Origin of the sequence: Clostridium sp. UBA4548, from assembly GCF_002387895.1 — a bacterium.
Lineage (GTDB): Bacteria > Bacillota > Clostridia > Clostridiales > Clostridiaceae > Clostridium_J.
Genome location: NZ_DGLI01000044.1, coordinates 209311 through 235836, shown reverse-complemented (window position 1 = coordinate 235836; position 26526 = coordinate 209311). Strand labels below are relative to the sequence as shown.

General features: G+C 30.2%; 20 protein-coding genes and 1 other annotated feature. Of the genes, 13 read left to right on the top strand and 7 right to left on the bottom strand.

The features are described from left to right. The first annotated feature begins 60 nt into the window (after nt 1-60). Both B3040_RS16475 and B3040_RS16470 read left to right on the top strand, forming a co-directional pair. The gene (locus B3040_RS16475) at nt 61-753 is read left to right on the top strand and encodes a response regulator transcription factor (RefSeq protein WP_291576006.1); all 693 of its coding nucleotides are present in this window, start codon (nt 61-63) and stop codon (nt 751-753) included. Beyond that, nucleotides 731-2740, top strand: a complete 2010-nt coding sequence (locus B3040_RS16470; protein ID WP_291575654.1) for a sensor histidine kinase — start codon at nt 731-733, stop codon at nt 2738-2740. Before B3040_RS16475 ends, B3040_RS16470 begins: the two co-directional genes overlap by 23 nt. A gap of 114 nt (nt 2741-2854) precedes the next feature. On the opposite strand, the gene B3040_RS16465 is transcribed toward B3040_RS16470, so the two are convergent. Continuing rightward, a complete protein-coding gene (locus B3040_RS16465; RefSeq protein WP_291575652.1) occupies nt 2855-4741 on the bottom strand; it encodes a S8 family peptidase in 1887 nt (628 codons plus the stop codon). 491 nt (nt 4742-5232) lie between these two features. On the opposite strand from B3040_RS16465, the gene B3040_RS16460 reads away from it, so the two are divergent. Continuing rightward, the gene (locus tag B3040_RS16460; RefSeq protein ID WP_291575650.1) at nt 5233-6660 is read left to right on the top strand and encodes a potassium/proton antiporter; all 1428 of its coding nucleotides are present in this window, start codon (nt 5233-5235) and stop codon (nt 6658-6660) included. Nucleotides 6661-6830: 170 nt separating this feature from the next. Here B3040_RS16460 and B3040_RS16455 read toward each other — a convergent pair whose 3' ends face one another. Next, entirely contained in the window at nt 6831-7682 is an 852-nt protein-coding gene (locus B3040_RS16455; RefSeq protein WP_291575647.1) for a GNAT family N-acetyltransferase, read from the bottom strand. A 183-nt stretch (nt 7683-7865) separates the two neighbouring features. Further along, nucleotides 7866-8153: a hypothetical protein gene (locus B3040_RS16450; protein ID WP_291575645.1), complete on the bottom strand. Its 288-nt coding sequence runs from the start codon at nt 8151-8153 to the stop codon at nt 7866-7868. A gap of 155 nt (nt 8154-8308) precedes the next feature. Next, nucleotides 8309-8573: a binding site (T-box leader), on the top strand. Nucleotides 8574-8649: 76 nt separating this feature from the next. Here B3040_RS16450 and B3040_RS16445 point away from each other — a divergent pair. From B3040_RS16445 to B3040_RS16425, 5 genes are all read left to right on the top strand, one after another. Further along, nucleotides 8650-10329 (top strand): glutamine--tRNA ligase/YqeY domain fusion protein, encoded by a 1680-nt coding sequence (locus B3040_RS16445; RefSeq protein ID WP_291575641.1) that lies wholly within the window; start codon nt 8650-8652, stop codon nt 10327-10329. 193 nt (nt 10330-10522) lie between these two features. Then, entirely contained in the window at nt 10523-10672 is a 150-nt protein-coding gene (locus tag B3040_RS16440; protein ID WP_291575633.1) for a hypothetical protein, read from the top strand. Nucleotides 10673-10993: 321 nt separating this feature from the next. Continuing rightward, complete coding sequence (locus B3040_RS16435; protein ID WP_291575630.1) at nt 10994-12031, top strand: hypothetical protein; 1038 nt, start codon at nt 10994-10996, stop codon at nt 12029-12031. Nucleotides 12032-12256: 225 nt separating this feature from the next. Then, a complete protein-coding gene (locus B3040_RS16430; RefSeq protein WP_291575628.1) occupies nt 12257-13126 on the top strand; it encodes a RelA/SpoT domain-containing protein in 870 nt (289 codons plus the stop codon). Nucleotides 13127-13216: 90 nt separating this feature from the next. Then, a complete protein-coding gene (locus tag B3040_RS16425) occupies nt 13217-13543 on the top strand; it encodes a DUF1904 domain-containing protein (protein WP_291575625.1) in 327 nt (108 codons plus the stop codon). Between the two features lie 255 nt (nt 13544-13798). Here the strand turns inward: B3040_RS16425 and B3040_RS16420 are convergent, their stop codons facing one another. Continuing rightward, nucleotides 13799-15775 carry a diguanylate cyclase domain-containing protein gene (locus tag B3040_RS16420; RefSeq protein WP_291575614.1) on the bottom strand — a complete coding sequence of 659 codons (1977 nt, stop codon included), beginning with the start codon at nt 15773-15775 and terminating at the stop codon, nt 13799-13801. A gap of 1335 nt (nt 15776-17110) precedes the next feature. Here B3040_RS16420 and B3040_RS16415 point away from each other — a divergent pair. After that, complete coding sequence (locus B3040_RS16415) at nt 17111-18421, top strand: hemolysin family protein (protein WP_291575612.1); 1311 nt, start codon at nt 17111-17113, stop codon at nt 18419-18421. A gap of 33 nt (nt 18422-18454) precedes the next feature. On the opposite strand, the gene corA is transcribed toward B3040_RS16415, so the two are convergent. Next, a complete protein-coding gene (gene corA, locus B3040_RS16410) occupies nt 18455-19408 on the bottom strand; it encodes a magnesium/cobalt transporter CorA (RefSeq protein WP_291575610.1) in 954 nt (317 codons plus the stop codon). Between the two features lie 23 nt (nt 19409-19431). After that, nucleotides 19432-20397, bottom strand: coding sequence for a ribonuclease Z (locus tag B3040_RS16405; protein ID WP_291575608.1), 966 nt, complete (start codon nt 20395-20397; stop codon nt 19432-19434). Nucleotides 20398-20593: 196 nt separating this feature from the next. Between B3040_RS16405 and B3040_RS16400 the strand changes: the two genes are divergently transcribed. The 3 genes from B3040_RS16400 to B3040_RS16390 all read left to right on the top strand — a co-directional run bounded on the left by B3040_RS16400 (nt 20594) and on the right by B3040_RS16390 (nt 23134). Next, nucleotides 20594-21232, top strand: a complete 639-nt coding sequence (locus tag B3040_RS16400; RefSeq protein WP_291575600.1) for a DUF6398 domain-containing protein — start codon at nt 20594-20596, stop codon at nt 21230-21232. 106 nt (nt 21233-21338) lie between these two features. Next, entirely contained in the window at nt 21339-21851 is a 513-nt protein-coding gene (locus B3040_RS16395) for a hypothetical protein (RefSeq protein WP_291575598.1), read from the top strand. Between the two features lie 416 nt (nt 21852-22267). Then, nucleotides 22268-23134, top strand: a complete 867-nt coding sequence (locus tag B3040_RS16390; RefSeq protein WP_291575596.1) for an anti-sigma-I factor RsgI family protein — start codon at nt 22268-22270, stop codon at nt 23132-23134. Between the two features lie 525 nt (nt 23135-23659). Here the strand turns inward: B3040_RS16390 and B3040_RS16385 are convergent. Further along, the gene (locus tag B3040_RS16385; protein WP_291576004.1) at nt 23660-24190 is read right to left on the bottom strand and encodes a GGDEF domain-containing protein; all 531 of its coding nucleotides are present in this window, start codon (nt 24188-24190) and stop codon (nt 23660-23662) included. 431 nt (nt 24191-24621) lie between these two features. On the opposite strand from B3040_RS16385, the gene B3040_RS16380 reads away from it, so the two are divergent. Next, nucleotides 24622-26382, top strand: coding sequence for a putative bifunctional diguanylate cyclase/phosphodiesterase (locus B3040_RS16380; protein WP_291575595.1), 1761 nt, complete (start codon nt 24622-24624; stop codon nt 26380-26382). The last annotated feature ends 144 nt before the right edge of the window (nt 26383-26526 follow it).

The following is a 26526-nucleotide window of genomic DNA, read 5'->3' as shown; positions in this document are numbered from 1 at the left end:
TATGCTATTATAAATATATAAAATGTTTATTATATGATGAATTTAGGAGTGAATAATGCTATGTATAATATTCTTGTTGCCGAAGATGAGAAAGAAATAAATGATGCTATAGAAATATATTTAAGAAACCAAAATTATAATGTGCTTAAGGCTTTTAATGGTGAAGAGGCAGTGGAAATCTTTAAGAATGAAGAAGTTCATTTAGTACTTATGGATGTCATGATGCCAAAGTTGGATGGTATAGGGGCTATTATGAAAATAAGGGAGAAGAGCAATGTGCCTATTATAATTCTCTCTGCAAAATCTGAGGATATGGATAAAATATGGGGACTTAATATTGGGGCAGATGACTATGTTACTAAACCTTTTAATCCCTTAGAACTACTGGCAAGAGTTAATTCAAATCTTAGAAGATGCAATAGTTATATTAACACTGCTGCTACGGTTAAAGAAAATAGTATAAAAATTGGTGGAATTGAACTTAATGATAACAATAAGGAAGTATTAGTAGATGGGTCTCAAGTAAAAATAACTCCCTTAGAGTATAAGATTCTTTATTTGCTTATGAGCAATCCTAATAGAGTTTTTTCTATAGATGAAATTTACGAAAGAGTTTGGCAGGAGCCGGCATATGGTGGTGCTGATACAGTTACAGTTCATATTAGGAGAATTAGGGAAAAAATTGAGATAAACCCTAAGGAACCAAAATATCTAAAGGTGGTGTGGGGCATTGGATACAAATTCGAACAATAACAAAGAAAATAAGTTTATTAAATCTACCTTAGGCACCTTAATTTCAATACTACTTTTGGCCTTCATTGCAGTGGGTAGTTATTTGCCTTTGAAAAGTACTTTTTTACCTCATAAAGACAATACCAAAGAATATTTAGAGAGTTATAATTTTTCAAATACTTTAGCCCAGTTAACAACGTATTTTACTAGTCCAGAGTGGTATGATAATAGATACGAAGACCTTAAAAGCATTAAGTATATTGTTAGTAAAGAGAAAAGCACTAATACCTTTACTAATATGGAGGATATTTCAAAGGAAGCTGTGGAGAGAGAAAAAGAAAATGGTGAGTTTTATCTTCAATTAAAAGTAGATGAAGTTGGAAATGCCACAGTTGAAACTTCCTCAACTACTAAGTTTGATAAAAATGATTTTTTAAATAACTTAGGATTAAAAAATAAAAATAACCTTAATAACAAAGCTCTTTTTAATTTAGAGGCTACTTATATAGTTCCTAAAAACTTAGAGAGTTATAATGATTTTTTCGTTCAAAACATAAAAAGTAACAGTATTGAACCAAATATAATTTTAATTATGAGTATTGGAGCAATTAGTGTATTTATTTTAATGATTATAGCTTTCTCAGTTCCATATTCCTATCAGGAAAAGGTGGATATTTGTAATCTATATAACAAAATGTATTTAGAACTTAAGTTCTTCCTTTGGATGGTATTGGGAATAATTTTTCTTGGGGGGCTAAGGGAACTAAATAATAATTTTAGTGCAAATGGACCCTTAGATTTAGTTAATATAATATATAGTGGAAATCAATATTTTTATCTTATTGGTATACCAGTAACCTTTGTACTATTCTTATTAACATATCTAACCTTTGTGTATTTTAAGTATATTTATTACAATGGCTTTAAAAATGGCTTTATTAGAAATAGTATTTTTGGTAGGTTGGCCCTTTATACCCTTAGAAAACTAAGGAGTTTAGTTAAAAGAATATTCTCTTTAGATTTAAATAAGAAAGAGGATGAAAAACTTCTTTTTGTCCTTGTTATTAATTTGTTTGTTTTATGGATTATTGCTGCCACATCTTTTATAGGTGTTATGATAGCAATTGGATATACAGCTTTCTTATTTAGATATTTGCACAATGTAATTAATAGAATTAAAGCTTTAAATGAAGGCAGTAAGCAACTGGCTCAGGGAGATTTTGATGTGGTGGTAGATGAAAATATTGGAATTCTAAGCCCAGTAGCTACAAACCTAAATAATATTAAAAATGGGTTTAAACTAGCTATAGATAAGGAAATAACTAGCGAAAAGATGAAAACCGAACTGATATCCAATGTTTCTCATGATTTAAAAACCCCTTTAACTTCAATTATCACCTATGTAGACTTATTGAAGAGTGAGAACCTTACGGAGGAAAATAGAAAAGAATATATTGATATTTTAGATAGAAAATCTAAAAGGTTAAAGGGTTTAATAGAAGATTTGTTTGAAGCTAGCAAGGCAAGTAGTGGAAATGTAGAATTGCAGCTAGAAAAATTAGATGTAGTAGCATTGTTTAAACAGACCCTAGGAGAGCTAGAAGAAAAGATAAATAACAGTACCTTGCAAATGAAAATTGCTGCACCAGAAAATAAAATCTTATGCAACTTAGATGGAAGAAGAACCTATAGAATATTTGAGAACATAATGACTAATATCTTAAAGTATTCTATGGAAAACACTAGAGTTTATATTACCATTGTAGAGGATGAGCAAGAAGTAAGTTTTACTTTTAAAAATATTTCATCTTATGAAATGAACTTTAGTCCAGAGGAAATTACAGAGCGTTTCACAAGAGGGGATAGAGCAAGGAATACTGAAGGATCAGGATTAGGTCTAGCTATTGCTAAAAGTTTAATTGTACTTCAAAGGGGAACTTTAAATATAGAGGTGGATGGAGACTTATTCAAGCTAAAAGTCACTTTTCCAAAAGCAAAACAAATATAAATATAAATATAAATATAAAGGTAAAAGGAGGTTGCCAAGGACTGGTAATCTCCTTTTATGCATATGAGGACAGTTTTCATTATAAAACATAAATTAAATTATGATATGAAAATTTTATTTATTGATATTCTTATATATTTCTTCAGGAATGTTTATATACAAGTAGCTACTGAATTCATCCTTATTGGATAAATTACGGTTTCTAGGAATATTAATATTGCTAGTTCTGTATAATACCTCATACAATCTTTCTAGGCTCAATTTTCCAAAGCCCCACTCTTGATTTGGATATATCTTGTCATCATCTTTAACTGCAGAAGCAATTAAATAATTCTTAACTCGTGGAGGGGTGAGCTCTGGGTAATTACCTTGGACTATACCCCACTGAAAAACTAATGCTACTGCTCCAGCTAATATGGCACCAGCCATAGCTGCACCACTACCAAGTATTAATGAGTCTTCTAAGCCACAGGTTAGTAAATTTAGTCCTTCAATAGTTATAGCAGGTTCAATTCTTCCATTCCTGGGATAACCCCTTCCGGAGTTTTCAGCTATAGTATTTTCTATTTGATTATAGTAAGAAGTTACCATAGCATTTATTGAGGTAGATGGAGTCAATAAAGTTGTGTAAGGATCAGGATTTAAAAATCTGGTATCACCTTTTAATAATTCAGATTGTGGTATCCAGGCATCATAGATACCACTTACAATATAATCTCCCAAAAGACTTATTTTCCAAAGGCCTTCAATGGTATTCTTAATTAAAATATTTATATTTATTGATCCAGTTAAGGTTTCTTGTGCAAAATAGTTAATATTAATACTATTTTGTTCAAAGGTCAAGTATTTTTTTTGTTCAGTAATGGAAGGTATAGGAATTTTGCTTATAGTATCTCCTTTTGGAGAAGTTATACTTATGGATATAATATCTGGTCTTCTAGTAAAAATTGATATATTTAAAGCTTTTTGAGCTTCACTTATATTTACAAAGATATCCTTTGTATCTCCAGTAGAGGAAATGGTCCCACTGGTATGGGTTCTACCATTTCCTTGATTACCTGTATTTGTAGCCACTAGAAAGTTTCTTCTTTGTGTTAAATTATCAATATATCTTTCAAGTATACTTTCACCATCGCGACCTCCAAAATTACTACCAAGGGGAAGGTACACCACCATAGGTTTTCTTAGCTTTACTTGTAAATCAGAAAGATATCTTATTGCTGAAGATATAGTAGTAGATTGGTATAGATTTTTAGCACCTTTTTCTATGCCAGCTAATTCTAGTACAGATTCCTGAGCTTCCTGAAGTTTAACAATGGCAAATTCACACTTAGGAACAATGCTTTTTAAGCTATCCTCGCCACCTAAATTTCTACCACCAATAATACCTGCTATTGCTGTTCCATGACCAATATCATCTTTATGGGAGACTATTTCGTAGGGGGATTTTCCAAGAGTACTGGTTTTAAGTGCAGTATCTATGTCTTCTTTAGTGTATTCTGTGCCATAGGGAAAAAACTCAGGACTAGGACCTGTATTTATGGTTTGATCCCATATAGATAGGATTCTACTATCCCCAGCTTCTGTAATAAATCTTGGACTTAAGTAATCCACACCAGCACCAACAATCCCAACTACCACACCTTCACCATTGAGGGGAATACTATCTGGATAAAAAATAGACTCCTTGCTAATATCCTTATCAATTATAAGTTCAGAAAGAGTATAAATGAAATTTTGTTGTATTTCAGTAATTTCAGGAACACTTTGAAGTAGTGTGTTAAGCATGCCTCTTTCTACAAATAGTATTGCAAAGAATTTATCAGTAAGGTACACATCAGCATAGTTAATTTTAGACAAGGCAGAAGCAATATCGCCAAAGTATTCTATAAAGTAAGTCTCATAATTACCACTGGTGTAGTATTCATTAAATGCTTTTGTGGACAATACGGTTTTGTTTTCTATACCTAATTCTCTAAAGCTATTATTCGAACAATCCATGCTATGAATTTTCATGTTATTTTATCACCTTAATACATTGTTTTACTCCTAGTATATTAATTTATAAGCTAATGGTTCACATAGGAAATATGGAAGAAAAACTTATTTTATCATCTTCAAAAGCAGCGAGGAAAGCAATGAGGATAATTTACAATTATTTAAAGATACAGTATTTAAAAATCATGAGAGAAATGTAGAAGTGTTTCATAATCGTTCATAATGTAAACAATTATTTAATATTTCTAAATTATTAGTCACATTACCGCAAAAAAATGTATAATAATATATGGAACCATGTCTTATTTTAAAGATCATTTAAAATACAGTTTATAAATACAATCTATTTTAAGAGAAATCACATATGTTTGTAATTCATATATTATAAAATAATGCATTATTAAAATAATTCATATTAGTAACTATAAAGTTTTTCATGGAAAAGTAGTCACCTTCATACAACAATATAATTACTTTAAGAAAGGAAGATGATAATGACTGAAATCTTACTACTATCAGGTATAGTATTACTAGCCTCTGTATTATCTAGTAAATTATTGTATCGATTTGGAATCCCCACTCTTTTAATTTTTCTTACCTTAGGTATGCTCCTTGGCTATGATGGCATAGGTGGTATATATTTTGACGATTCTGTACTCACCCAGCAAATCTCTAATATAGGTCTTGTGTTTATTATGTTTTATGGAGGCTTTGGAGTTAACTGGAAGTCAGCAAAGTCAATAGCACCACAAGCTATACTCTTATCCACAGTGGGAGTAGTTCTAACAGCAATTTTCACTGGAGTGTTTGCTCATTTTGTTTTAAAGGTTACACTTTTAGAAGGAATGCTTCTAGGAGCTATTGTTTCTTCTACAGATGCAGCCTCCGTGTTTTCAGTTCTTAGATCAAGAAAATTGAACTTAAAAGGTGGTCTTGCACCTATGCTAGAAATAGAAAGTGGTAGCAATGACCCTGTTGCTTATATGCTTACGGTGGTGATTTTATCTCTAATTACTAGTAGCGGAGGACAATCTATATTACAGTTATTAGTGAAACAAATTATCTTCGGTTTAATAATTGGGGTTATTTTAGCAGTAATATCCGTATTTCTTTTAAGGCACATTAAGTTCGAAATTGATGGCTTATATCCAATTTTAGTTATAGCTATTGTAATTCTAGGCTATGCTCTAAGTGATTTTACAGGTGGAAATGGATTTTTAGCTGTATATATAATTGGAATTGTTATGGGGAATAATAAAATTCCTCATAAGAAAAGCATGGATCACTTTTTTGATGGTGTATCTTGGCTTATGCAAATTATATTATTCTTCACTTTGGGATTATTAGTTTTTCCTTCTCAATTTTCATCAGTTCTTGGTAGCAGTATCCTTATTGCAATATTTTTAGTAGTAATAGCAAGACCTATTGCAGTGAGCAGTATACTTATATGGTTTAAAACTCCAATAAAGCAACAATTGTTAGTGTCTTGGGTTGGTCTTAGGGGAGCAGCATCCATCGTATTTGCAACCTATGCCTTAACTAATAAAATTCCAATTGCAAATGAAATATTTAATACTGTTTTTATAATTGCATTACTTTCTGTTAGTGTGCAAGGGGCTCTTCTTCCAAAATTAGCAAATAAATTAGATTTAGTGGAAGAGGAAGTATCTCAGTTTAAAGTATTCAATGACTATGAAGATGAAACTTACACTCAGTTAATAGAAATGGTTATTAAAGAAGATAGTCCTTGGGTAGATAAAATGATAATGGATGCTGATATACCTGAAGAAATTTTAGTTGTAATGATAAAAAGGAAAAATGAAGTCATAACTCCTAAAGGCTCTTCTGTAATTAAAAAAGGGGATACCCTTGTGCTTACTGGAAATAATTTTCAGTTGCTTAAAGATATAACTGTAATCTAAAAAATGAGAAAACCTTAGGTGGAAAAATTACTACCTAAGGTTTCTTTGTTAGAATTAAGTTTACTCTTTTTTAGAATTAATATTGTGATTATACTTTTATAATGGAATAATGAGAACAACCAGTACCAAGTATTCCCTAATCCCTAAGGCTTTTCAGCTTGAAGATTAACTTAAAGCTGTTTATCACAAAACTGTCTATAAAAATCTACAGTATGAAGAATTTCAAAGCCTAAGTCCATATAAAGTTTTAGAGCTTTTTTATTCCAGGTTAGGACTGTAAGGTGGATTGATTCTGCAGGAGTTTTTTCCAATGCTTTATTTATTGCAAATTGAGTAACCTTTTTGCCAAGTCCTTGTCCTTGATATTCAGGAGCAACTACAATATTATCCAAATATCCCTGTTGAACTACTGCTGTTGCCATAATATGATCTTTATTAAGTAATAAGTATATATCACTTTTATTATTTAGCAGGTATTCTCTATATTTTTCATTAAAATCACATTTGTAGGGTTTTATATCATTTTCTTTTCTTAACTCATAAAAACCTTCCTGAATAAGTTTTGTATAACTATTAAAGTACTTATCTTCATAGTTTATAAAATTTAAAGCCACATTAGGTTGATAGGAACCAGTATAATAAGCTTCGTGACAGCCCCACCATCTTTTATAGCCTAATTTTCTGTAGAAACCTTGAAAGTCTTCCTTACCTACTCTAAAATAAGTGGTTAAAAGATTTGGATTTAATTTTTTTAGGTAAGAGGTAAGATTATTATAAAGAGCAGTACCAATACCTTTTTTTCTCCAGTGAGGATGAACATAAATTAATATGCAGTATTCCTTAGATTCTTTATTGGTGTTTTTTAAATATCCAAACCCCCAGATACCACCTTCATCATAAACCATTAATTTTCTGTTTGGGTCTTGAAAAAAACTATCTATATCACTTTGATTTAATAGGAACCCCTTTCTTAGAAGCTCTATAATATTATCCTTATCTTCTGCATTAAACTCTCTTATCACAATAAATTCCCCCTAAAATAGTGTTAATCAGAATGTAAAAGTGGTTTGTATATAGGTAAAACTTAAAGTTTACAATTATGCGAATTTAATATGTTCACAATTTAAGGTTTAATTAACTTCTTATGGATTATTAAATTAACAAGTAGCCAATTATCTGCAGTTAATAGTTAGGGGTTTTGAAGGCTAACATGATTTTAAACTTAAAAACTTTTGACCCTCCTCGTTAAATAACATAATGCCCTCAATAGATTCTTCAACGTTACTTACAAGACCAAAAAAATCCTTTAATTCAGCTTCGGTTTCGAAGGTTTTAAAACTATTAAAGCCTAACACATCTAAGGTAGCTTCAGTTGGCTTAATGTCTAGGCATAACATATAGTTCTTGTTATTAAATTCATTTTTAATAAAACGGTAGAATACCCTTTTATCAGCTTCTCTTTTTTCAGGAATATATAGTGGGAAGTTAATCATTTTTATTCTCCTTTGCATAAATATTTTTCTATAAATTTATGTGCCAAATTCCTTTATAGAACTAGTTTTACAAAGATAAGTTTAGGCGAGGGCATAAGTTTTTTAATTTGTTGACAACTTAATGAAGTTGTTATAATATAATATAAATAAAATCATAAATAGCGATGATGAGAAGAGTAAACATATAGGACTTTTACAGAGAGCTCTGGTAGCTGAGAAGGAGCAGAGAAATATATATTGAAACAAGCCTCTGAGCTCCATACCGAAGCTTTATAAATATATTTGTAAAGGGGAGGCTATGGCGTTTGCTCCCGTTACAGAGCTAGGGTATTAACGTTTTGTAGTACCCGAAGAGGTTAATATGGCAACATATTAATAAACTGGGGTGGTACCACGAAGGCAATATCTCTCGTCCCCAAGACTAAAAGTCTTGGAGGTGAGAGTTTTTTTATTGCTTTTAATTAGGTTCATCAATTATTAACCAGGAGGTATTAATATGTGTGAAAAGAATTTAAATATGGAGTCAAATTTTATTCAAAGAATGGTAGAAACTGATATTGAAGAGAAAGTATTTACAAGAAGTATAACTACTCGTTTTCCACCAGAGCCAAATGGGTATCTTCATATCGGTAGTGCCTATGCTTTTAATATTAGTTATACAATAGCAAAAAAATATGGTGGTTTTTTTAATTTACGTTTTGATGATACTAATCCTCTTAAGGAGGATATGGAGTATGTTTACTCAATAATTGAAGATATGAAATGGTTAGGTTATGATCCAGAAGATAGAATTTTTTATGGATCAGATTATTCAGAGGAAATATTTAAGCTAGCTGTGAAGCTTATAAAAAAAGGGAAAGCTTATGTTTGTGATTTATCCCCAGAAGAAATAAGAGCATATAGAGGAACCTTAACTGAAGGCGGAGTAGATAGCCCATATAGAAATCGTAGTATAGAAGAAAACTTAGATCTTTTCTATAGAATGAGAAAGGGTGAGTTCCCATCTTCCTCCAAGGTGTTAAGAGCTAAAATAGATATGAGTTCTCCAAATATTAATTTTAGGGATCCAGTAATATATAGAATTCAACATGCAAATCACTATAGAACAGGGGATACGTGGTGTATTTACCCTATGTATGATTTTGCTCACCCTCTTCAAGATGCTATTGAAGGCGTAACCCATTCTCTTTGCTCCGTGGAATTTAAGGATCATAGACCACTTTATGATTGGTTTTTAAAAGAGTTAGATTTTGTGGAACCTCCAAGACAAAGAGAGTTTGGAAGACTTAATCTAACTGGGGTTGTTACAAGTAAAAGATATTTAAGGGATTTAGTGTTTAATGAATTTGTGGATGGTTGGGATGATCCAAGACTACCGACCTTAAAAGGCCTTAGAAGAAGAGGGTTCACTCCAGAAAGCATTAAAGCCTTTTTAGGAGAAATTGGTGTTGGAAAAAGTGAAAGTACCATAGACATATCAATGCTTGAACATTGTCTAAGAAATGACTTAAAAGTAAAAGTGCCTTCTGTTATGGCAATTTTAAATCCTCTTAAAGTTATAATTACTAATTATGGAGAAAGTAAAGAAGAACTATTAGACATTCAAAATAACATGGAGAATCCTGAAATGGGAAGTAGGAAAGTTCCTTTTTCAAAGGTTATTTATATTGAAAAGGACGACTTTATGGAAAGCCCTATTAAGGGATTTCATAGGCTGGCTCCACAAAAGGAAGTACGTTTAAAAGGAGCTTATTTCATAAAATGTAATGAGGTAATAAAGAATGAAGAGGGAGAAATTATAGAACTACATTGTACCTATGATCCAGAAACTAAGAGTGGTTCTGGCTTTGAAGGGAGAAAGGTAAAAGGAACTATTCATTGGTTATCCAAGGATCATGCAATAAAGGCACAGGTTAATCTTTATGATAAACTAGTTTCAAATGAAGAGTTATTAAAGGATAGCTCAAAAACTTGGGAGGAAAAGATTGATCCCAATTCTTTAATAATACTAAAAAGTTGTTTGGTAGAGAAAGCCTTAAATGGTGCAGCAGCAGAAAGTAAGTATCAATTTATCAGACATGGATATTTTGTTGTAGACAAAAAATACTCTACAGAAGATAGCATTGTTTTTAATAGAATTGTTCCACTAAAGGATTCATGGAAAAATAAAAGGTAAAATAATATAATAACCTTTCAAGGATAAACTCATATTCTCTATTCTTTAATTTTAAGAAATTCTTAAGAATTATTTAATAATTTGGAACTAACTTTTCTGTAGAAATAACGTATAATTAAAGGTATGAAAAATTAAAATACTCCTCAGGGTTTTCCTAAACTTATTATTGAAGGGGTAAGGGGGATAGAGAATAATGAGTAAAGTAAATGAAATTTTTCCAAAGGTGGCAGTTTGCTTTGTGTTTTTTTTAATAGCTGCTACTATTATTTACAATGCAGATAATATGGGCAATTTAGCGAGAAATACGACAAACGAAACATTAAATATAATAACTCATAAATAAGAAAATACTTAACTATAGATTTATTTATAGGGTTCAAAGATAGCGGAACAATTCTTTCATAATAACTATAGCCTTAACTTATACATAAGTTTAAGTAAGTTTACATAAGAGGCTATGGGAGAAAGGAAATAAAGTGTACTTTAAAAATCTATAATAAGTTTAGAAGTTGGATTTAGTACACTATAATTTTTAAAATTAAAAATCCATGAGTCTATGCACATAGAATTTGCAATTTCTATATGCATAGACTCATGTTTTTATATAATTTTTTCCTTTTGCATATAATACATATATATTAGTAAAGATTTTTAGGAGGTACCTATGCAAAAGGCGATTAAGTTCTTAGGATTAAGCAAGGAAGCAGTTTTATTTGATGCTAAATTATATATAATAAAAGCTATGTTAGCCATAGCAACGGGATATGTAATAGGAATATTTTTTCCTATTACTAGATTAGATATGATATCTGTACTTTTAGGTGTAATGTATAACTTAGAACCCATTAACGTAATGGGAATAAGAGGCGGTGTTAGTCAGCTGGTGGCATCCACCATAGGAGCTGCTTGCACAGGAATTTTAATATTAATTTTTGGAATTAATGTGGTTACTATTGCTCTAGGAATGGCATTAACCTTGTATGTCTCCCTCAAAATAAATTGGAGAATGGTATCGCCGGTAGCTATTTTCACCTGTATCTATATGACTCAGTATGTACAAAAGGATGTATTTGGAGTGCCAAGTATTTGGTTAACCTTTAGATTAAGAATTGCAGCTTTAGGTCTGGGGGTTATAATTGCAATCTTTTATAATTATGTATTTTCCCACTTTTATTATAATAATATGGCAAATAAAAGGTTAGAATTTGGTAAAAAATCAGTGCTCTTAGGATTAGAATATACTTTAAATCAACTTAAAAACCCATCAAAAGAGAGAGATAGATCATATATAAGACTTTTCCCAGGGATTTTCAATGATTTAGACTTGGTTCATGCTAATGTGGAAATAATGGTTAAAGAATCTAAATTTCTTTTTCATTTATTAGAACCAGAGAAATTAGATAGAATCCATAGAATCCTTCAGCACTTTAAGGATATTAATCATTTAACCTACGATATAAACTATACAATATGGAGAGAGGGAAATAACTTAAAATTAGAGGATAATATACTGCTGGTTTTACAGGAGGTTATAGATGCCTTAAACTCAGTAGATTTTATCACAATAAAATCCCTTAAGCATAATTTAGAAATAATATCCACCTTGGATGAAGATTTTAATGGTAATAGAGTCACCTCAAATATGAACTCTATTGTATATTATGTAGAGGAGATTCTTATGGAAACAAAGGCTTTGAAATAAACTATGTGGTAAAAAAGCTTCAGGAAATCAATCCTGAAGCTATATTTTTATATCGGTAAATGTTATAATATGCCTTGGATTGATTTATAGGGAAATACAGTGAACACTTAAATTATATATACTTACTTTGGTTTCTGGAAGAAAAAATAAAAAATAATAAGGGTTTTATATTAAAAATCCATAAATAAGGCGTTTTTTTAAATAGTGTTAATGGAGGTCTTGGCAATGAGCTTACATAAGGCGAGTTTTTGTAGTAAATACAATATTTTAGAAGAGGATCTGACTAAATATAATATTAGTTGGAACATATTAAACGAAATATATGAGGATTTTAATCAATATGGAACTTTATATCAAACCCAGGCAGATTTTATTGCAAGTACCTTAAGAAATCATAAAAAAATTCATTCTGTTAAATCTAGAGTAAAAGATTCTGAACACTTAATAGAAAAGATTATTAGAAAAACTGCCAGTAGAAAAGAGGCCTATGGAGGGGATTTTCAATTTACTACTGACAATTATAAAGACCAAATAACGGATTTAATCGGAGTTCGTGCCATCCATATTTTCAAGGAAGACTGGGAAGATATACACAATTTTATAAGCAATACTTGGAAGGTAATTGAGATAACTGCCAATGTAAGAGAAGGAGACGACACGGATAGATTTGAAGAACTTAATATAGAAATTAATTCTAGAAAAACAGGGTATCGTTCCGTACATTACTTAATAGAGTCATTTCCTACTAATCAAAGGGTTATTGCAGAAATACAAGTAAGAACCATATTTGAGGAAGGTTATGGAGAAATAGATCATCAACTTAGATATACTAGAGATGAAATTCCTCAAGTATTAGCTTTAAATTTATTACTTTTAAATAGAATAGTAGGTAGCTCAGATGAAATGGCTTCAGTGATTAATCTTTTGAATAGAAGTCTTATGGAAACTGAAGAGAAGGAAAAAGCAATCCACTCAAAAAATAAAGAAATATTGACCCTGAGAGAAAAAATAGAAAAATCTAACTCTATGGACTCTTTGGAAAAACAAGAAGTTTTACTAAGTTTAGATAGAATAATTATGATAGAAAAATTGTGAGATTTGAAAGGCCACTTGAGTCAGCCAGTATAAGCAACTATGGAAGTTATTTATCTATATGTAAAAATATAAAAAATAGGAGGTAGTATTATGCCAATGTTAAAATTTAATGGTGTTGAGGCTAAAAAGCTTTGCGCAATAAGTAAGGAGTTAGTTGATGAACTAGAAAGTTTATTACAATGCCCTAGAGATTACTTTACTTTAGAAGTGGTGCAAAGGTTATACATAAAGGATGGAGAGTTTGTGGGTGTGAGTCCTAGAGTTGAAGTAGATTGGTTTGATAGAGGACAAGAAATACAAGATAAAGCTGCAAAAATAATTACAAAACATATTAATTCTATTGATTACCCAAATGTGGATGTGATATTTACAGCACTAGAAAAAGAAAAGTATTATGAAAATGGGGAACATTTTTAACGAGGTGACGTAATTGAAAAATATAGCTTATTATTTTGTAAAATACAATGTACTATTGGTAGTATTATTTTTATTAGATAGACTTATTTTTAGTTCTGATAATTTAAGCATAATTAGAGCGGTAGGAATCGTAATAATAATATCAATTATTGATATTATTAGGATCTCGAAACGAAAATATGATAGATTAAGCAAAAATGAAAATAATAAAGCCAACCCTAATAAGAAAAAATAAAAAAGGGATAGCAGCAGGGATTACTTATCTGCCGCTATTCCTTCTATTTTTTTCCACAAATCAAACTCTGGGTGTATTATATCTTTTGGAGTTAGAGCTTTGGTGTATACTTCAGTTCTGTTACGGCCCATTGCTTTAGCTCTATATAAGGCAATATCAGCATGATGAATAAAGTCTTCAAAAACAGAACTTAGATTTGGAGCTTCACAGCAAAGCCCAATACTAATTGTTATGTAAGGCATAGCTTTAGAATTTTCATTGGGAATTTTTAGCTCTTCTATAGCTTGAACTAACTTATCAGCAATGACTTTTCCGCCTACTTCGTCTGTATCGGGTAAGATTATAGCAAATTCTTCACCACCAAGTCGTGATACTAAGTCAGTACTACGATTTACTGTATTTGACAGAGTTGTAGCAATGGTTTTTAAGCATTCGTCGCCTTGAACATGTCCATAAGTATCATTAAAGGCTTTAAAGTAGTCTATATCTATCATTAGTAAAGTTAAGGGTTTAAAAGTTCTTTGAGCTCTTTTCCATTCTTTTTCTAGAGACACCTGAAAATACCTTCTATTAGCAATTCCAGTTAAGCCGTCTGAAAAGGATAATCCAGTTAGAACTTTATTTTTTTCTTTTAATTCCTCATTAGCTTTTTTTAGCTGACTTTCCATAGTTAATAGTTTTTCTTCAAAGGCTTTTCTACTAGTAATATCATTCATCATTCCTATAATAAGTGGAGCACCATTAGAGTTATCAGGTGGCAATAAGGTTACAACTGCATCTGCCCATAGAGTGGTTCCATCTTTTTTTATATATCTTTTCTCAATTCTATAAGAAGATCTTTTCCCAGACAATAAATCATTTATAAGCTCCTTATCTTTTTTTCGCTCTTCATAAGGAACAAAATTAATTAATGACTCCACCTCTTTTTTATTGCCATAACCAAGCATATTAAGGTATGTGTTATTAGAGTCTATAAGTTTTCCATTTGTATCTCTAATAGTAATCCCTGTACCACCATTATCAAGTATAGCAATCAACCTATCATTAGTTTTCTTCAATTCTCCTTCCATTTTCACTCTAGCTGTCACATCACGAGAAATAGTCAAAATCTTATTAACAGAGCCGTCTTTATTTGTAAGAGCATGGATTTTACTTTCAAACCAAATATAATCACCGGATTTCTTTTTATACCTATAAGCTTTAGTAGTTATATTTCTGGTTTCTAATAAGCGAGCATGCTGTTCCTTAATATAATCTATATCTTCTGGATGCAAAAAGTTACAAGCATATTTTCCAATTGCCTCATTTGATGAAAATCCTAATAGGGTTTTAATAGAAGGAGAAACATATTTAATTTTAGAATTTTGGTCATGAACGCATATTAAATCTAATGAGTTATTTACAATTAATTCATAGCAAGATAATTGTTTGTAATTCTCATAGGATTTATAAAGATATTCACATACATAGTAGGATAAAATACAAGTTATAAAGGATATAATTATAAAAGAACTATAAGCCTTCACAAAGGTTTTAGTAAACCCTAAGTTTATGTAAAGGCTAAAGAGCATGTATATAGCACTTATGGAGTTTATAAGGATTAACTTAAAGGCTTTAGATTTATTTAAACTACTTATATAGCTGAATAAAATTCCCATTAAAATTATGCCAATAAAGGCAATAATAGACGCGGGGTTAATTCCAAAGATAAAAAGTCTAGCAGTGGCAATTATAGCACTGCTAATAATTGCAGAAAGGTAAGAACCATAAAGTCCAGATACGGCAATAATAATATGCTTTAAATCAACCAGCACCTTATCTGCAATGCTGATAGAATAAAACATAAGTAGGGATCCACTTATGCCAGAAGCCAAACCTATAAATAAAATAATTAATTTTGGATTATTATTAAATTTATCAAATTTCAATAGAAACTGTAATCCTAAAAACACAAAGGTTATTATAATAGCAAGATTTGCAAATAAGCTATGTATCATGATATCTCCTTATAAAATATTTATGTTAAATAATGAACAAGTTCATTTGTTAACAACTTTGGAAGCAAATTAAGACTTACACCAAAGTAACCTACCTCGGCTGAGCAACTGCCACTTTAGAAGATGGCAGACTTGAAGCTTCCAAAATGTTGTTAAAAATTCGTGAAAATTAAAGCTAGTTTAATGATAAAAATCATCTAAATAAGCCTTGATTTACATCTAAATATCTCTAGCAGTTATAAAATTATAAGTTTTATAACTTTTATTTCCTCTATTTTAATATAATGAATTAATAAATTTAGAATTTCAACAATAGATTCAGTAAAATCTAATTAAAGAATTTTTAAATCAGATTTCAAATTAATTAGGAGCTATTTTTAATGAAGTATTTCTAGGTAAAAAATTCAGAAATAGTATGCCTTCAAAATATTTTTGAGCCATTGTAAAATCATAATAATTATACTACAAGAGCATTAAAATGGTAAATAGATTTTAATAGTCAATTAATAGCTATTAAGTTTAAATATAAATTATTTATAAATAACGAAAGTTAAAAAGAAATTTGCAAGAAAGCTTTATGTTAAAATCAGTTATAAAAATGGAAATTAATATGGAAAACAAATGAAAAAATTAAAAATATGGAATGGATTATATATCCATTTATAAAGAAGTGCTAACATTCAACGTTAGAAATATCAATACTTTTAGCTAATGGTGGATTAATCTGTAAAATTATTCATATAATCTGAAGGCTTTTTTCATTATTCATATCAATAATTTTATTTAGTAGATTATTATAGAAATCTTACTAGTAATTTTGCAACATATAGTTTCAAAATTTGCAGAAACTATTAATAACATATAAAAACAAAGTGCATTCAATTTCATCAGAGAATATCCTAAACTAAAGATAAATAGAAAGGATGGTGCAAGATGAAAAAATTACTAACAATTATTTTGTGTCTCATGTGCCTTAATAATGTACCAACTTTTCATTTTTCTGGGACAAACTATACCAAAAATCAGATAGAGTATATAAATACTAACAAGGAAACTATGCTAGATAATATCTTAAATTTCTTTGATAAAAAGGAGAAAATATACCACAATGCGGACTTGGTTTAAATTTGAATATAAAAATTAAAGTATAAAAATAAGGAAAGGATAAAACCTTTCCTTATTTTTACGAAATTGTTCATATTTATCCATGTTAATAAATATAAATTATAATAGTATTTTTACATTAATGGTAATAATAATTAATTGAATTTGAAAAAAAAATTAAACTATGTTATTATCATTTATATAAAACTAAACCACCGAGGGGGTATACTAATGGATTCAGGTCCGGATGGTAGTATAACTTTACAACTACTATTAATATTAATTCTTACAATGATTAATGCTTTCTTTGCTGCAGCTGAAATGGCAATAGTGTCATTAAATAAAAATAGGCTGAAAATGCTAGCAGAGGAAGGCAACAAAAAAGCTATTCTTTTAGAGAAGCTTCTAGAAGAACCAAGCAAATTTTTATCAACTATACAAATTGGAATAACTCTAGCAGGGTTCTTTTCTAGTGCATCTGCTGCAACAGGAATTTCAGACGATTTTGCCATGGTGCTAAAAGGAATAGGAGTTCCTTATAGTAGTCAAATAGCTCTTGTAGTTATAACAATTATACTTTCCTATATTACTTTAGTATTTGGGGAATTATATCCTAAAAGGATAGCCTTACAACGAGCAGAAAGTATTGCTATGTTTGCAGTTACACCAATTATGTTTATTTCAAAGGTTACTAAACCTTTTATAAGGTTTCTTTCTTTTTCAACAAATCTACTAGTTAAGCTCACAGGTCATGAAACAGAGAATTTAGAGGAGAAGGTTTCTAAAGAAGAAATTAAATCTTTAATTGAAGTAGGTCAGGAGCATGGGGTTATAAATGAAACTGAAAAAGAAATGATTGAGAGTATCTTTGAATTTGATAATAAAAGAGCAGAAGAAATAATGATGCCTAGAACAGAGGTGTTTTTAATAGATATAAGCTGGTCATCAACTGAAATATCTAAAAAGTTGCTTGAAGAACAATATTCTAGAATACCAGTTTACGAAGAAGACTCAGATAATATTATTGGGATACTGTATATGAAGGATTATTTCTTAGAAGCTAGTAGACATGGCTTTGACAATGTGGATATTAGAAAAATTTTAAGAACTCCGTATTTTGTACCTGAAACTAAAAATATTGATGATTTATTTAAGGAATTACAGAAATCCAACAATCATATGGCCATTCTAATTGATGAGTATGGCGGGTTTTCTGGAATAGTAACCATTGAAGATTTAATTGAGGAAGTTATGGGAAATATCTTTGATGAGTACGATGAAGTAGAGTGCGATATTATGAAAATAGACAATAACACTTTTATAGTGAATGGTCTTTTATCTATAGATGAGTTTAATGATTATTTAGACACTAAGTTACAATGTGAACATTCGGAAACCATTGGTGGATTTGTAGTAAACCTGCTGGGAAGTATTCCAAATGATGAAAAAGATGAAATAGTTGAATTTGAAAACCTAATTTTTAAAATTGAAGATGTAAAAGAAAAGAGAATTGAAAAAGTTAGAGTTTCTATAGTAAGATAAAAATTAGAAGGAAGGCGAAACAGCCTTCCTTTTTTACTTGTCAAACCAGCCTTTTCTTTTAAACCATAATACCATGGATATACTAATTATAAACATGACACCAAGTGCAATAAAATACCCATATTTCCATTCTAGTTCAGGCATATATTTAAAGTTCATTCCATAAACTCCTGCAATAAAAGTTATAGGAATAAATACAGAGGTTATAACTGTTAACAACATCATATTAGTATTCATTCTATTAGAATTTATGGAAATATAGCTGTCTCTGATGTCTGAAGTCATATCTCTACTAGCTTCTACCATATCAGATAGTTTTAGAAGGTGATCGTAAACATCTGAAAAGTAAAGTTTGTGATCCTTAAAGCTATTTAAGCGTTCAGAATTTAAAATTCTATACAACAAATCTCTCATAGAATAAATAACCCTTCTTAATTTTAATAAATCACTTCTAATAGCAAAAATCTCATCTATGAGTTTATGAATAGATTTATTTTCAGGATTATTATCAATTTTGTCTAAGGCATCCTCTATTTCATAGATTGCTGGAAAAAATTGATCTACTATCTCATCTAGTATTTGATGATTAACATACATAGGTCCTTTATCCCAGTGCTGAGGAGTATTTTTAATTCTGTTGAAGGCTTCGTCCATTTCTAAAAGGTCTGTATCATGATAAGAGACTATGAAGTTATCACCAACAAAAAGAGAAACTTCTATTGGGGCTAAGTCATTCTTATTTAAGGCATTTAGTATTAAAAAGTTGTAGCCTTCATAGTAATCTAGTTTAGGTTTATTTAAAGCATGGATACAATCTTCAATAGCCAAGGGATGGAATTTGAAATAAGTAGATAGTAGTTTTATTTCCTTTTCACTTGGATTATGAAAATCTACCCAATACCAAGCTAAGTTGGCTTTGCTTAAATCTTTTATGGTCAAATTTTTTACTAACTGTAAGTTTTTATCTATTGCAAATATACGAAGCAAGTTTATTCCCCCAAACATGAAAATTAATCAATAAAGCTTAAGGTTTTTATAAGTCTATCCTCACCTAATAAGGTGTTCGGAAATAATTCCTTAGCATTACCTACATACATTTCCGCGCTAGCCATGGCAGGACTAAAGTGAGTAAGAAGTAGTTCTGCTACATTACCCTTTTTAGCCAAAGCTGCTGCTTCTCTAAAGGTCATATGTTTATTTCTTATAGCTTTTTCTATATCTTCATCATTTCCATAGGTACCTTCACATATGAAAAAGTTACTGCTTCTAATGAATTCTGGAATGGTTTCTATGGGTCTTGTATCTGTGATATAACTAACTTTAATGCCTTTTCTTTCTACACCAAGTACCATTTTTGGATCATAAGTATTGCCATCATGTATTACTTTAACACCTTTTTGAAGTTTATTCCATAAAATTTTAGGAACTTCATTTTTCACAGCCTGTTCCACACTAAACTTTGGTCTTCTTTTAATGTAAAAATTATAGCCCAAGCAAGGGCAGGAGTGATCTAAGGGCAATGTTGAGATTACCATATCAGTACTAGAGGTACTTTGGGAATAACTCTCTTCAAAGGAAACTTTAGTTCCTTCTTTATCTACAGATAAATAAAAAGAATTAGAAGGATTTTCAATGATATTTACTTCATAAGGAAGATAAGGAGCTACAACTCTAAGGCCATTAACAATAGTTGTTATTCCTTCAGGTCCAATAATAGTTAATGGATCAGTTCTGCCACTATTTCCTATTGTAGCTAATAATCCAGGGAGTCCAACAGTATGGTCTCCATGACCGTGGGTGATGCAGATTATATCAATGGACTTAAATCCCCAACCCAAAAGTTTCATAGAGACTTGTGTGCCTTCTCCGCAATCTATTAGAAGTTTTCTCCCTTTATAACTTATAAGCAAGGAAGAAAGATATCTTTCTGGAATTGGCATGCCGCCACCACAACCTAAAAGAGCTATATCAATCATGACAAAACGCCTACTTTCATTTTAAAAATTTATATTTATACCATTAGTCTTAACCACATTTTTAAAGTGCAATTCACGGCAAAGACATTGAAAATGGTCCTAGATATATTATACACTGACTCGCTTTACTTAATAAATTCAAAGATATTAATTCTTTTTACATGTTTAATTTTTATAAAATAAGGAATGATTTAGTATGAGAGAAATTTTATGCAGAAGTACTAAGGAGACAAAAATGAATAAAAACAACGTGCCAAAATCCATGGAAGAAAAATATAGAGATATAATGGCTCTTATAAATAATTTTTGTGTTGAAAATTTGAATGGAGAGTATGCAAAGCTTTCTGGAGAATTATGTGCAGCCCTATGTAGGAAGCGACCATCGCCACTTTTAAGAGGCAGAAGTAAGACTTGGGCTTGTGGCATAGTTCATGCAATTGGAACAGTGAATTTTATGTTTGACCCTAGCCAAAGTCCACATCTTAAGGCAAATAAACTTTATGAAGGTTTTGGAATAAGTAGCAGTACTGGTTCGTCAAAATCTAAGGAAGTCCAAGAACTTATGGATATAATTCCCTTTGACCCTAAGTGGACATTGCCAAGTAAAATCTATGATAATCCTTTTGCATGGCTAGTATCAATTGATGGGGTTACAGTAGATTTACGAGATGCTCCAAGGGAATTACAAGAACTAGCCTTCAATGAAGGCGTCATTCCTTTTATACCAGAGGATAGAAAACAAATGGAGGAAAATACAGAAGGGAATAAAGGGGGAAAAATAATACAATTTTCTGAAATACTCAAGAAAAAAAGTGAAAGCGAAGAAAGATTATAATTAATACTTTTATCACTTTTTTGACACCTCATTGACATATAACTTGGGTAGTATATTACCATAAGATAAATAAAAAAATAAATATAAAAATAAATTATATGGAGGAATGAATGATGAAAAAAATTTAATTGTTACTGCTTTAGCTTTAACTTTATCCATTGGTATAGGAACCTCGGTTTATGCTACTGATAACTCAACAGACAAAGCAAACAATAATCAAAGTACGGAAATTACTGCACCTAACAAGGGTAAAGAGAAAAAGAATTTCAGGGCAGTAAAGCATGTTAAAATGGATGAAGTGCTAAGCGAAAAGTTTGGAATAACTAAAGAAGAGTTAACTGCAGCTAGGAAAGAAGGAAAGACTTTAAATACCCTTTTAACAGAAAAGGGAGTGTCCTTAGAGAACTTTAGAGCAGCTTTAATAGAAAAACATAATGCCGCTATAGATGAAGCGGTTTCAAACGGGAAAATTACTGCTGAAAAAGGTGAAGAAATAAAAACTAAAATAAAAGCAAAAATTGAAAACAACAATTTTGATAAGGTAAGACCAGAGAAAGGCAACAAGATAAAAGGGGACAGAGGCTCAAAAATTCACCAAGGAACAGATAGTGAAAGTTAAAAAACAGAATCCTAAAGTTATATAACAGAATCTTAATTTATTATAAATGTGCATATATAGGGTTTCTTAGTCAAAGATTAATTTATTCATGATGAATTTCATTCATGATGAATAAATTAGTTTTTCAAAGGATTTAAGAGAACCAAGTTAGGAAAATCACTTCGAGGTTGAAGTGGTTCAATATATATAAAGGTCATTCCATGAATTTTGGGATGACCTTTATATATAAAATAATTTTTTTGAAATATACCCTAAAAACCTTAATAAGTCCTTCGTACTTTATAACATGTGCAAAACAAATCCATGGATGTAAAAATAAATGCATAAGTACTTATGTTTAAAAGTGTAACAAAATATTAAAAACAGGATGTTATTAATTAAACTTAGAAAAAGAATTGAAGTATGGAGGAAATATTATGTTAAAAAATAAGAAAATTGCAACTATTATCGCTGGGGTAGCTTTAGCTCTAGGAGTGTCAGGTATGGCTTATAGCTATACAGCACCTACTAAATATGTAAGTTTTGATATTAATCCAAGTGTGGAATTAGTAACTAATACTTTTGATAAAGTTATTAAAGCAAGCGCATTAAATGAAGATGGTATAAAGATTCTTGAAAGCCTTGATTTAGAAAATAAAGATATCAAAGAAGCTGTAGATTTATTAACACAAGCCGCTATTGATAATGGGTATTTAAAAGAAGAACTTCAAAATGAAATATTAGTTACTGTAGCTACAAATAATGAGGAAGAAGCTGCAAAAACTCAAACAGATTTAGAAGAAGTAATTAAGGAAGAACTTACTGAAGAAAAACTAGAAGAAGTGCCAGTGACAACTGAAAATATTAATATGGAACGTCATAAAGAAGCTGAAAGACTTGGAATATCTCCAGGAAAAATGAATTTAATTCAGAAGCTTGAAGCAGTTAACCCAGGCATAAACTATGAAGAGTATGCAAAAAAACCAGTAAAAGATATCATGAAAGAAATTAAAGAAATTAGAAAAGGTAATAAAGAAACTACTAATACTGTTGAAGAATCAGAAAAGGTAGAAACAACTGGAACTGAAACTGAAGTAACAACTGAAGACGCAAATAAAGCAGTTGAAAGTACAGAAGTAAAAGAGAAAGCTAAAAAAGAAAAAATTAAAGAAGAGAAAGTAAAAGAAGAAAAAGTTAAAGAGGAAAAAGTAAAAGAAGAAAAAACAAACAATGGAAATCAGGGAAATGGTAATAATGGTAATAGCAAAGGAAACAATGGACAAGGAAAAGGAAACAAAAACTAATAATTGAAAAAGTATCTAGCGTATTCATTATACAAAACGCAAGATAAAGATAAATAAACAAGTAATTAGTATAGGTTAAGCCACTTGTACGAAAATTACTACCTTAAAATCCTATAACAACTATAAAGAATAAAAGAAATAAAAAAATATACATTTTTATCAAAGGCTTTTAATAAAATAATAAACAAATTCATTCTGTTTGGCCACTTTGGAGGGGGATTAGATTCCTACCAAGGTGTTACTTTCTGGATAGTGCCCCCACTTTCAGAGGGTAAGATGCTCTGCTTTTCAAAATATATTAAAATCTCAGGTTAAAATTTTGGTAACGGAAACCAAGATATTAACCTGAGATTTTTTTCTTTAATTTGAGTTAAAACAATATTTAAAATATGAAAATTTCATAAAATATAAGTTGAAATAGTATTTCTACATGCTCAATGAATTAAAAGCAACTACATGAAATAAAATGTAAAAGTAGGCTTATTATTAGCGTAGTATCTTTATTACATTATATATACATAAATATTAAAGCTGAATTACCATGCCTTTTCCATGAGTCTTAGCCTTTAGCAATGCATTTTCGGTTGCTTTAACCCATTGGTCTAAGGAGGAGATTTTATTTTCCTCTTTTAAAAAAGTACAAGTACCGATGGAAATAGTTAAGCTTTGTTTTTCATTTTTCAATAAAATAGGAGTTCTCGCTACGGTGGTTGCTATCTTTTCTGCAAGAATAAAACTAGCTCTCTTGCTTAATAAGGGTATTACTACTATAAACTCATGGTTATGGGAACGGGCTACAATTCCTGATTCACCTACAGTGGTTAGAATTATTTCTGATACTTCTTTTAAAATCTTATCTACATCAGCTTTACCATACTTTTCATTAATATCTTTAAAATTATCAATATCTAGGAGCATAAGAGTACAGAGCCACAGGTATGGGAATTTACTCGTGAGTAAAGTATCAACATACCATCTATTGTAAATGCCAGTGACAAAATCTTTTTCTGATTTAGTATTGACTATAGAATTAGTGGAGTTATTCATAATAGCCATCAATTTAAACACCTCTTTTCTCATAAAGCAATGGTGACTATATATCAGTATATGAAGATTTAAACTGGTTAGTGAAAATAAATTATTGAATAATTTTAAAGCATAGGCTTCCTTAGTCAAAGGTTAATTTATTCATCATGAACTTCATTCACGATGAATAAATTAATCTTCAAAAAGCTTTAAGCGAACCTATATAGTTACTATGTATAGGTTAAATGTTAAATTTGTAATATATACAGCTGTAATTATTTGAGTTAAATGTAACAGTGCATAGTGGCAAGTAATATTATAATATTAAGGAAAAGCTTTATATTTTTAACCTTAAGGATATTTTAAGTAGCGCATCTGAGGAAAGTGGACGGTTGTAACAAATAAATCATAAGGCTTTATCTCTTAAACATTTATTTGCTTCATATTGAAGGGTGATTTAAGTGAAATATTTGTTGTTATTATGGAAACGACAAAGTCTATTTATAAGATTGACCATAGTTTTAATAACTAGCACTTTGTTAATTTTATGTATAGTTCAGCTGTTAGAATTGGCTAGAACTAGTGAGTTCTTGGAGTTACCTTGGGGAGAAAAACCTAATAATGAGGTAATAATACTAAGAGTAATTTCAATGAATTTCATAAATATGTGTTCAATTTATAGCTATGATTTTTTAAAGAAATGTGAAAGTAAAAAAGTAAAGGTAAGAATGATAACTACTAGTTGGTATAGTATAATAATTTCCTGGTTAGCATTAGCTGTTAATTTTTTCAATGTGGATGGTATTATTCTGATAGAAAATATAATAACTATTATAGCCATGGCAAACATTTCCCTAGCTATGTATTGGCTTTACTTCTTTGCTTATAGTTATAACACAGTAAAGACAAGATTGGAAAATGAGAAGAAGCTTTCTCGAGAATTTCTTAGACAAGCTGTTACTGACAATCTTACAGGGCTAAGAAATAGAACAGCCTTTGTTAAGGATTTGAGTGAGACTTTAGAGTTTTGCAGCATGGAAGAAAAAAGTATATCTGTTTTGTTTTTAGATTTAGATAGATTTAAACATGTTAATGACACCTTTGGCCATAGCGTGGGGGATTTAGTACTAATAAGAGTAGCTGAAATGTTAAGAGCATTGGAGAATAAGGATAGAATAATATACAGATTAGGTGGAGATGAATTTACAATAATTAATATGAAATCCAAAGAAGATATATTTTTATCAGAAACTATTATTAAGTCCTTTGAAAAGCCACTGATAATAGATAATAAAGAAATTTATACAACTACCAGTATTGGCATTGCAAGGTATCCTGAGGCCGGAAATGATGTAGATACACTAACAAGAAATGCGGATTCAGCTATGTATATGGCTAAGGAGCAGGGTAAGAATAGATTTTGGATATATTCAAAAAGTATACACCATAATAAATTAGGTGTATTGGAGCTAGAAAATGATCTTCGAAAGGCAATAAATAAGGAAGAGTTTTTTCTTAATTTTCAGCCAATTATAGATATAAAACAACAAATAGTTAGCTCTTTTGAAGTGCTTATTAGATGGAACCATCCTACTAAGGGGATAATATCCCCAGAGATTTTTATACCTTTAGCAGAAGAAACGGGACTCATAGTGCCCATAGGGGAATGGGTTCTTAAAAATGCTTGTTTGCAGTATAATGAGTGGATAAAACCACAACAAAAGGACATTAAGTTGGCTGTAAATCTTTCTGCAAGACAAATCCAGCAAAACAAACTAGTAAATAGTTTAGAAGATATTTTAGTGAAGACCAATTTTGAACCAAAAAATTTGGAGCTGGAAATAACAGAAAGTTCCATTATGAAAAATTTAGAGGAGAGTATTGAAAGATTACGTTTATTAAGGGATGAAAGTATAAGTATAATTGTGGATGATTTTGGAATAGAATACTCATCATTGAATTATCTTAAACTGTTACCTATTAATACTCTAAAAATTGATAAATCCTTTGTGAATGGAATTTTAAAAAATAGAAGTGATAGAAGTATTATAAAGGCAATGATAGAAATTGGGCATAGCTTAGATATTACTGTAATAGCTGAAGGTGTGGAAAATAAAGCACAGTATGAGTATTTAAAAACACTAGGCTGTGACAGGATACAAGGATACTATTTTAGTAAACCAGTTGAAGTTGATAGGATTGCAGAATTCTTTAGAAAGTAAAAATATAAAAAGCTTGAAAGCCTGTTAACTTTCAAGCTTTTGATTCGATATTAGTGATATTACAATTCTTATTGTCATAATGAATTTGTTAGTACAATTCTAAAAATCAAAATGGCATAGATTTAGGATTCAATTTTTATAAAA

Excerpts from the sequence above, each read along its gene's own strand:
- B3040_RS16445 (WP_291575641.1), top strand. The coding sequence starts at position 8,650 with ATGTGTGAAAAGAATTTAAATATGGAGTCAAATTTTATTCAAAGAATG.
- B3040_RS16440 (WP_291575633.1), top strand. The coding sequence starts at position 10,523 with ATGAGTAAAGTAAATGAAATTTTTCCAAAGGTGGCAGTTTGCTTTGTG.
- B3040_RS16475 (WP_291576006.1), top strand. The coding sequence starts at position 61 with ATGTATAATATTCTTGTTGCCGAAGATGAGAAAGAAATAAATGATGCT.
- B3040_RS16400 (WP_291575600.1), top strand. The coding sequence starts at position 20,594 with ATGAGAGAAATTTTATGCAGAAGTACTAAGGAGACAAAAATGAATAAA.
- B3040_RS16390 (WP_291575596.1), top strand. The coding sequence starts at position 22,268 with ATGTTAAAAAATAAGAAAATTGCAACTATTATCGCTGGGGTAGCTTTA.
- B3040_RS16385 (WP_291576004.1), bottom strand. The coding sequence starts at position 24,190 with ATGGCTATTATGAATAACTCCACTAATTCTATAGTCAATACTAAATCA.
- B3040_RS16435 (WP_291575630.1), top strand. The coding sequence starts at position 10,994 with ATGCAAAAGGCGATTAAGTTCTTAGGATTAAGCAAGGAAGCAGTTTTA.
- B3040_RS16395 (WP_291575598.1), top strand. The coding sequence starts at position 21,339 with ATGAATGATGAAAAAAATTTAATTGTTACTGCTTTAGCTTTAACTTTA.
- B3040_RS16450 (WP_291575645.1), bottom strand. The coding sequence starts at position 8,153 with ATGATTAACTTCCCACTATATATTCCTGAAAAAAGAGAAGCTGATAAA.
- B3040_RS16425 (WP_291575625.1), top strand. The coding sequence starts at position 13,217 with ATGCCAATGTTAAAATTTAATGGTGTTGAGGCTAAAAAGCTTTGCGCA.
- B3040_RS16415 (WP_291575612.1), top strand. The coding sequence starts at position 17,111 with ATGGATTCAGGTCCGGATGGTAGTATAACTTTACAACTACTATTAATA.
- B3040_RS16420 (WP_291575614.1), bottom strand. The coding sequence starts at position 15,775 with ATGATACATAGCTTATTTGCAAATCTTGCTATTATAATAACCTTTGTG.
- B3040_RS16405 (WP_291575608.1), bottom strand. The coding sequence starts at position 20,397 with ATGATTGATATAGCTCTTTTAGGTTGTGGTGGCGGCATGCCAATTCCA.
- B3040_RS16460 (WP_291575650.1), top strand. The coding sequence starts at position 5,233 with ATGACTGAAATCTTACTACTATCAGGTATAGTATTACTAGCCTCTGTA.
- B3040_RS16430 (WP_291575628.1), top strand. The coding sequence starts at position 12,257 with ATGAGCTTACATAAGGCGAGTTTTTGTAGTAAATACAATATTTTAGAA.
- B3040_RS16465 (WP_291575652.1), bottom strand. The coding sequence starts at position 4,741 with ATGGATTGTTCGAATAATAGCTTTAGAGAATTAGGTATAGAAAACAAA.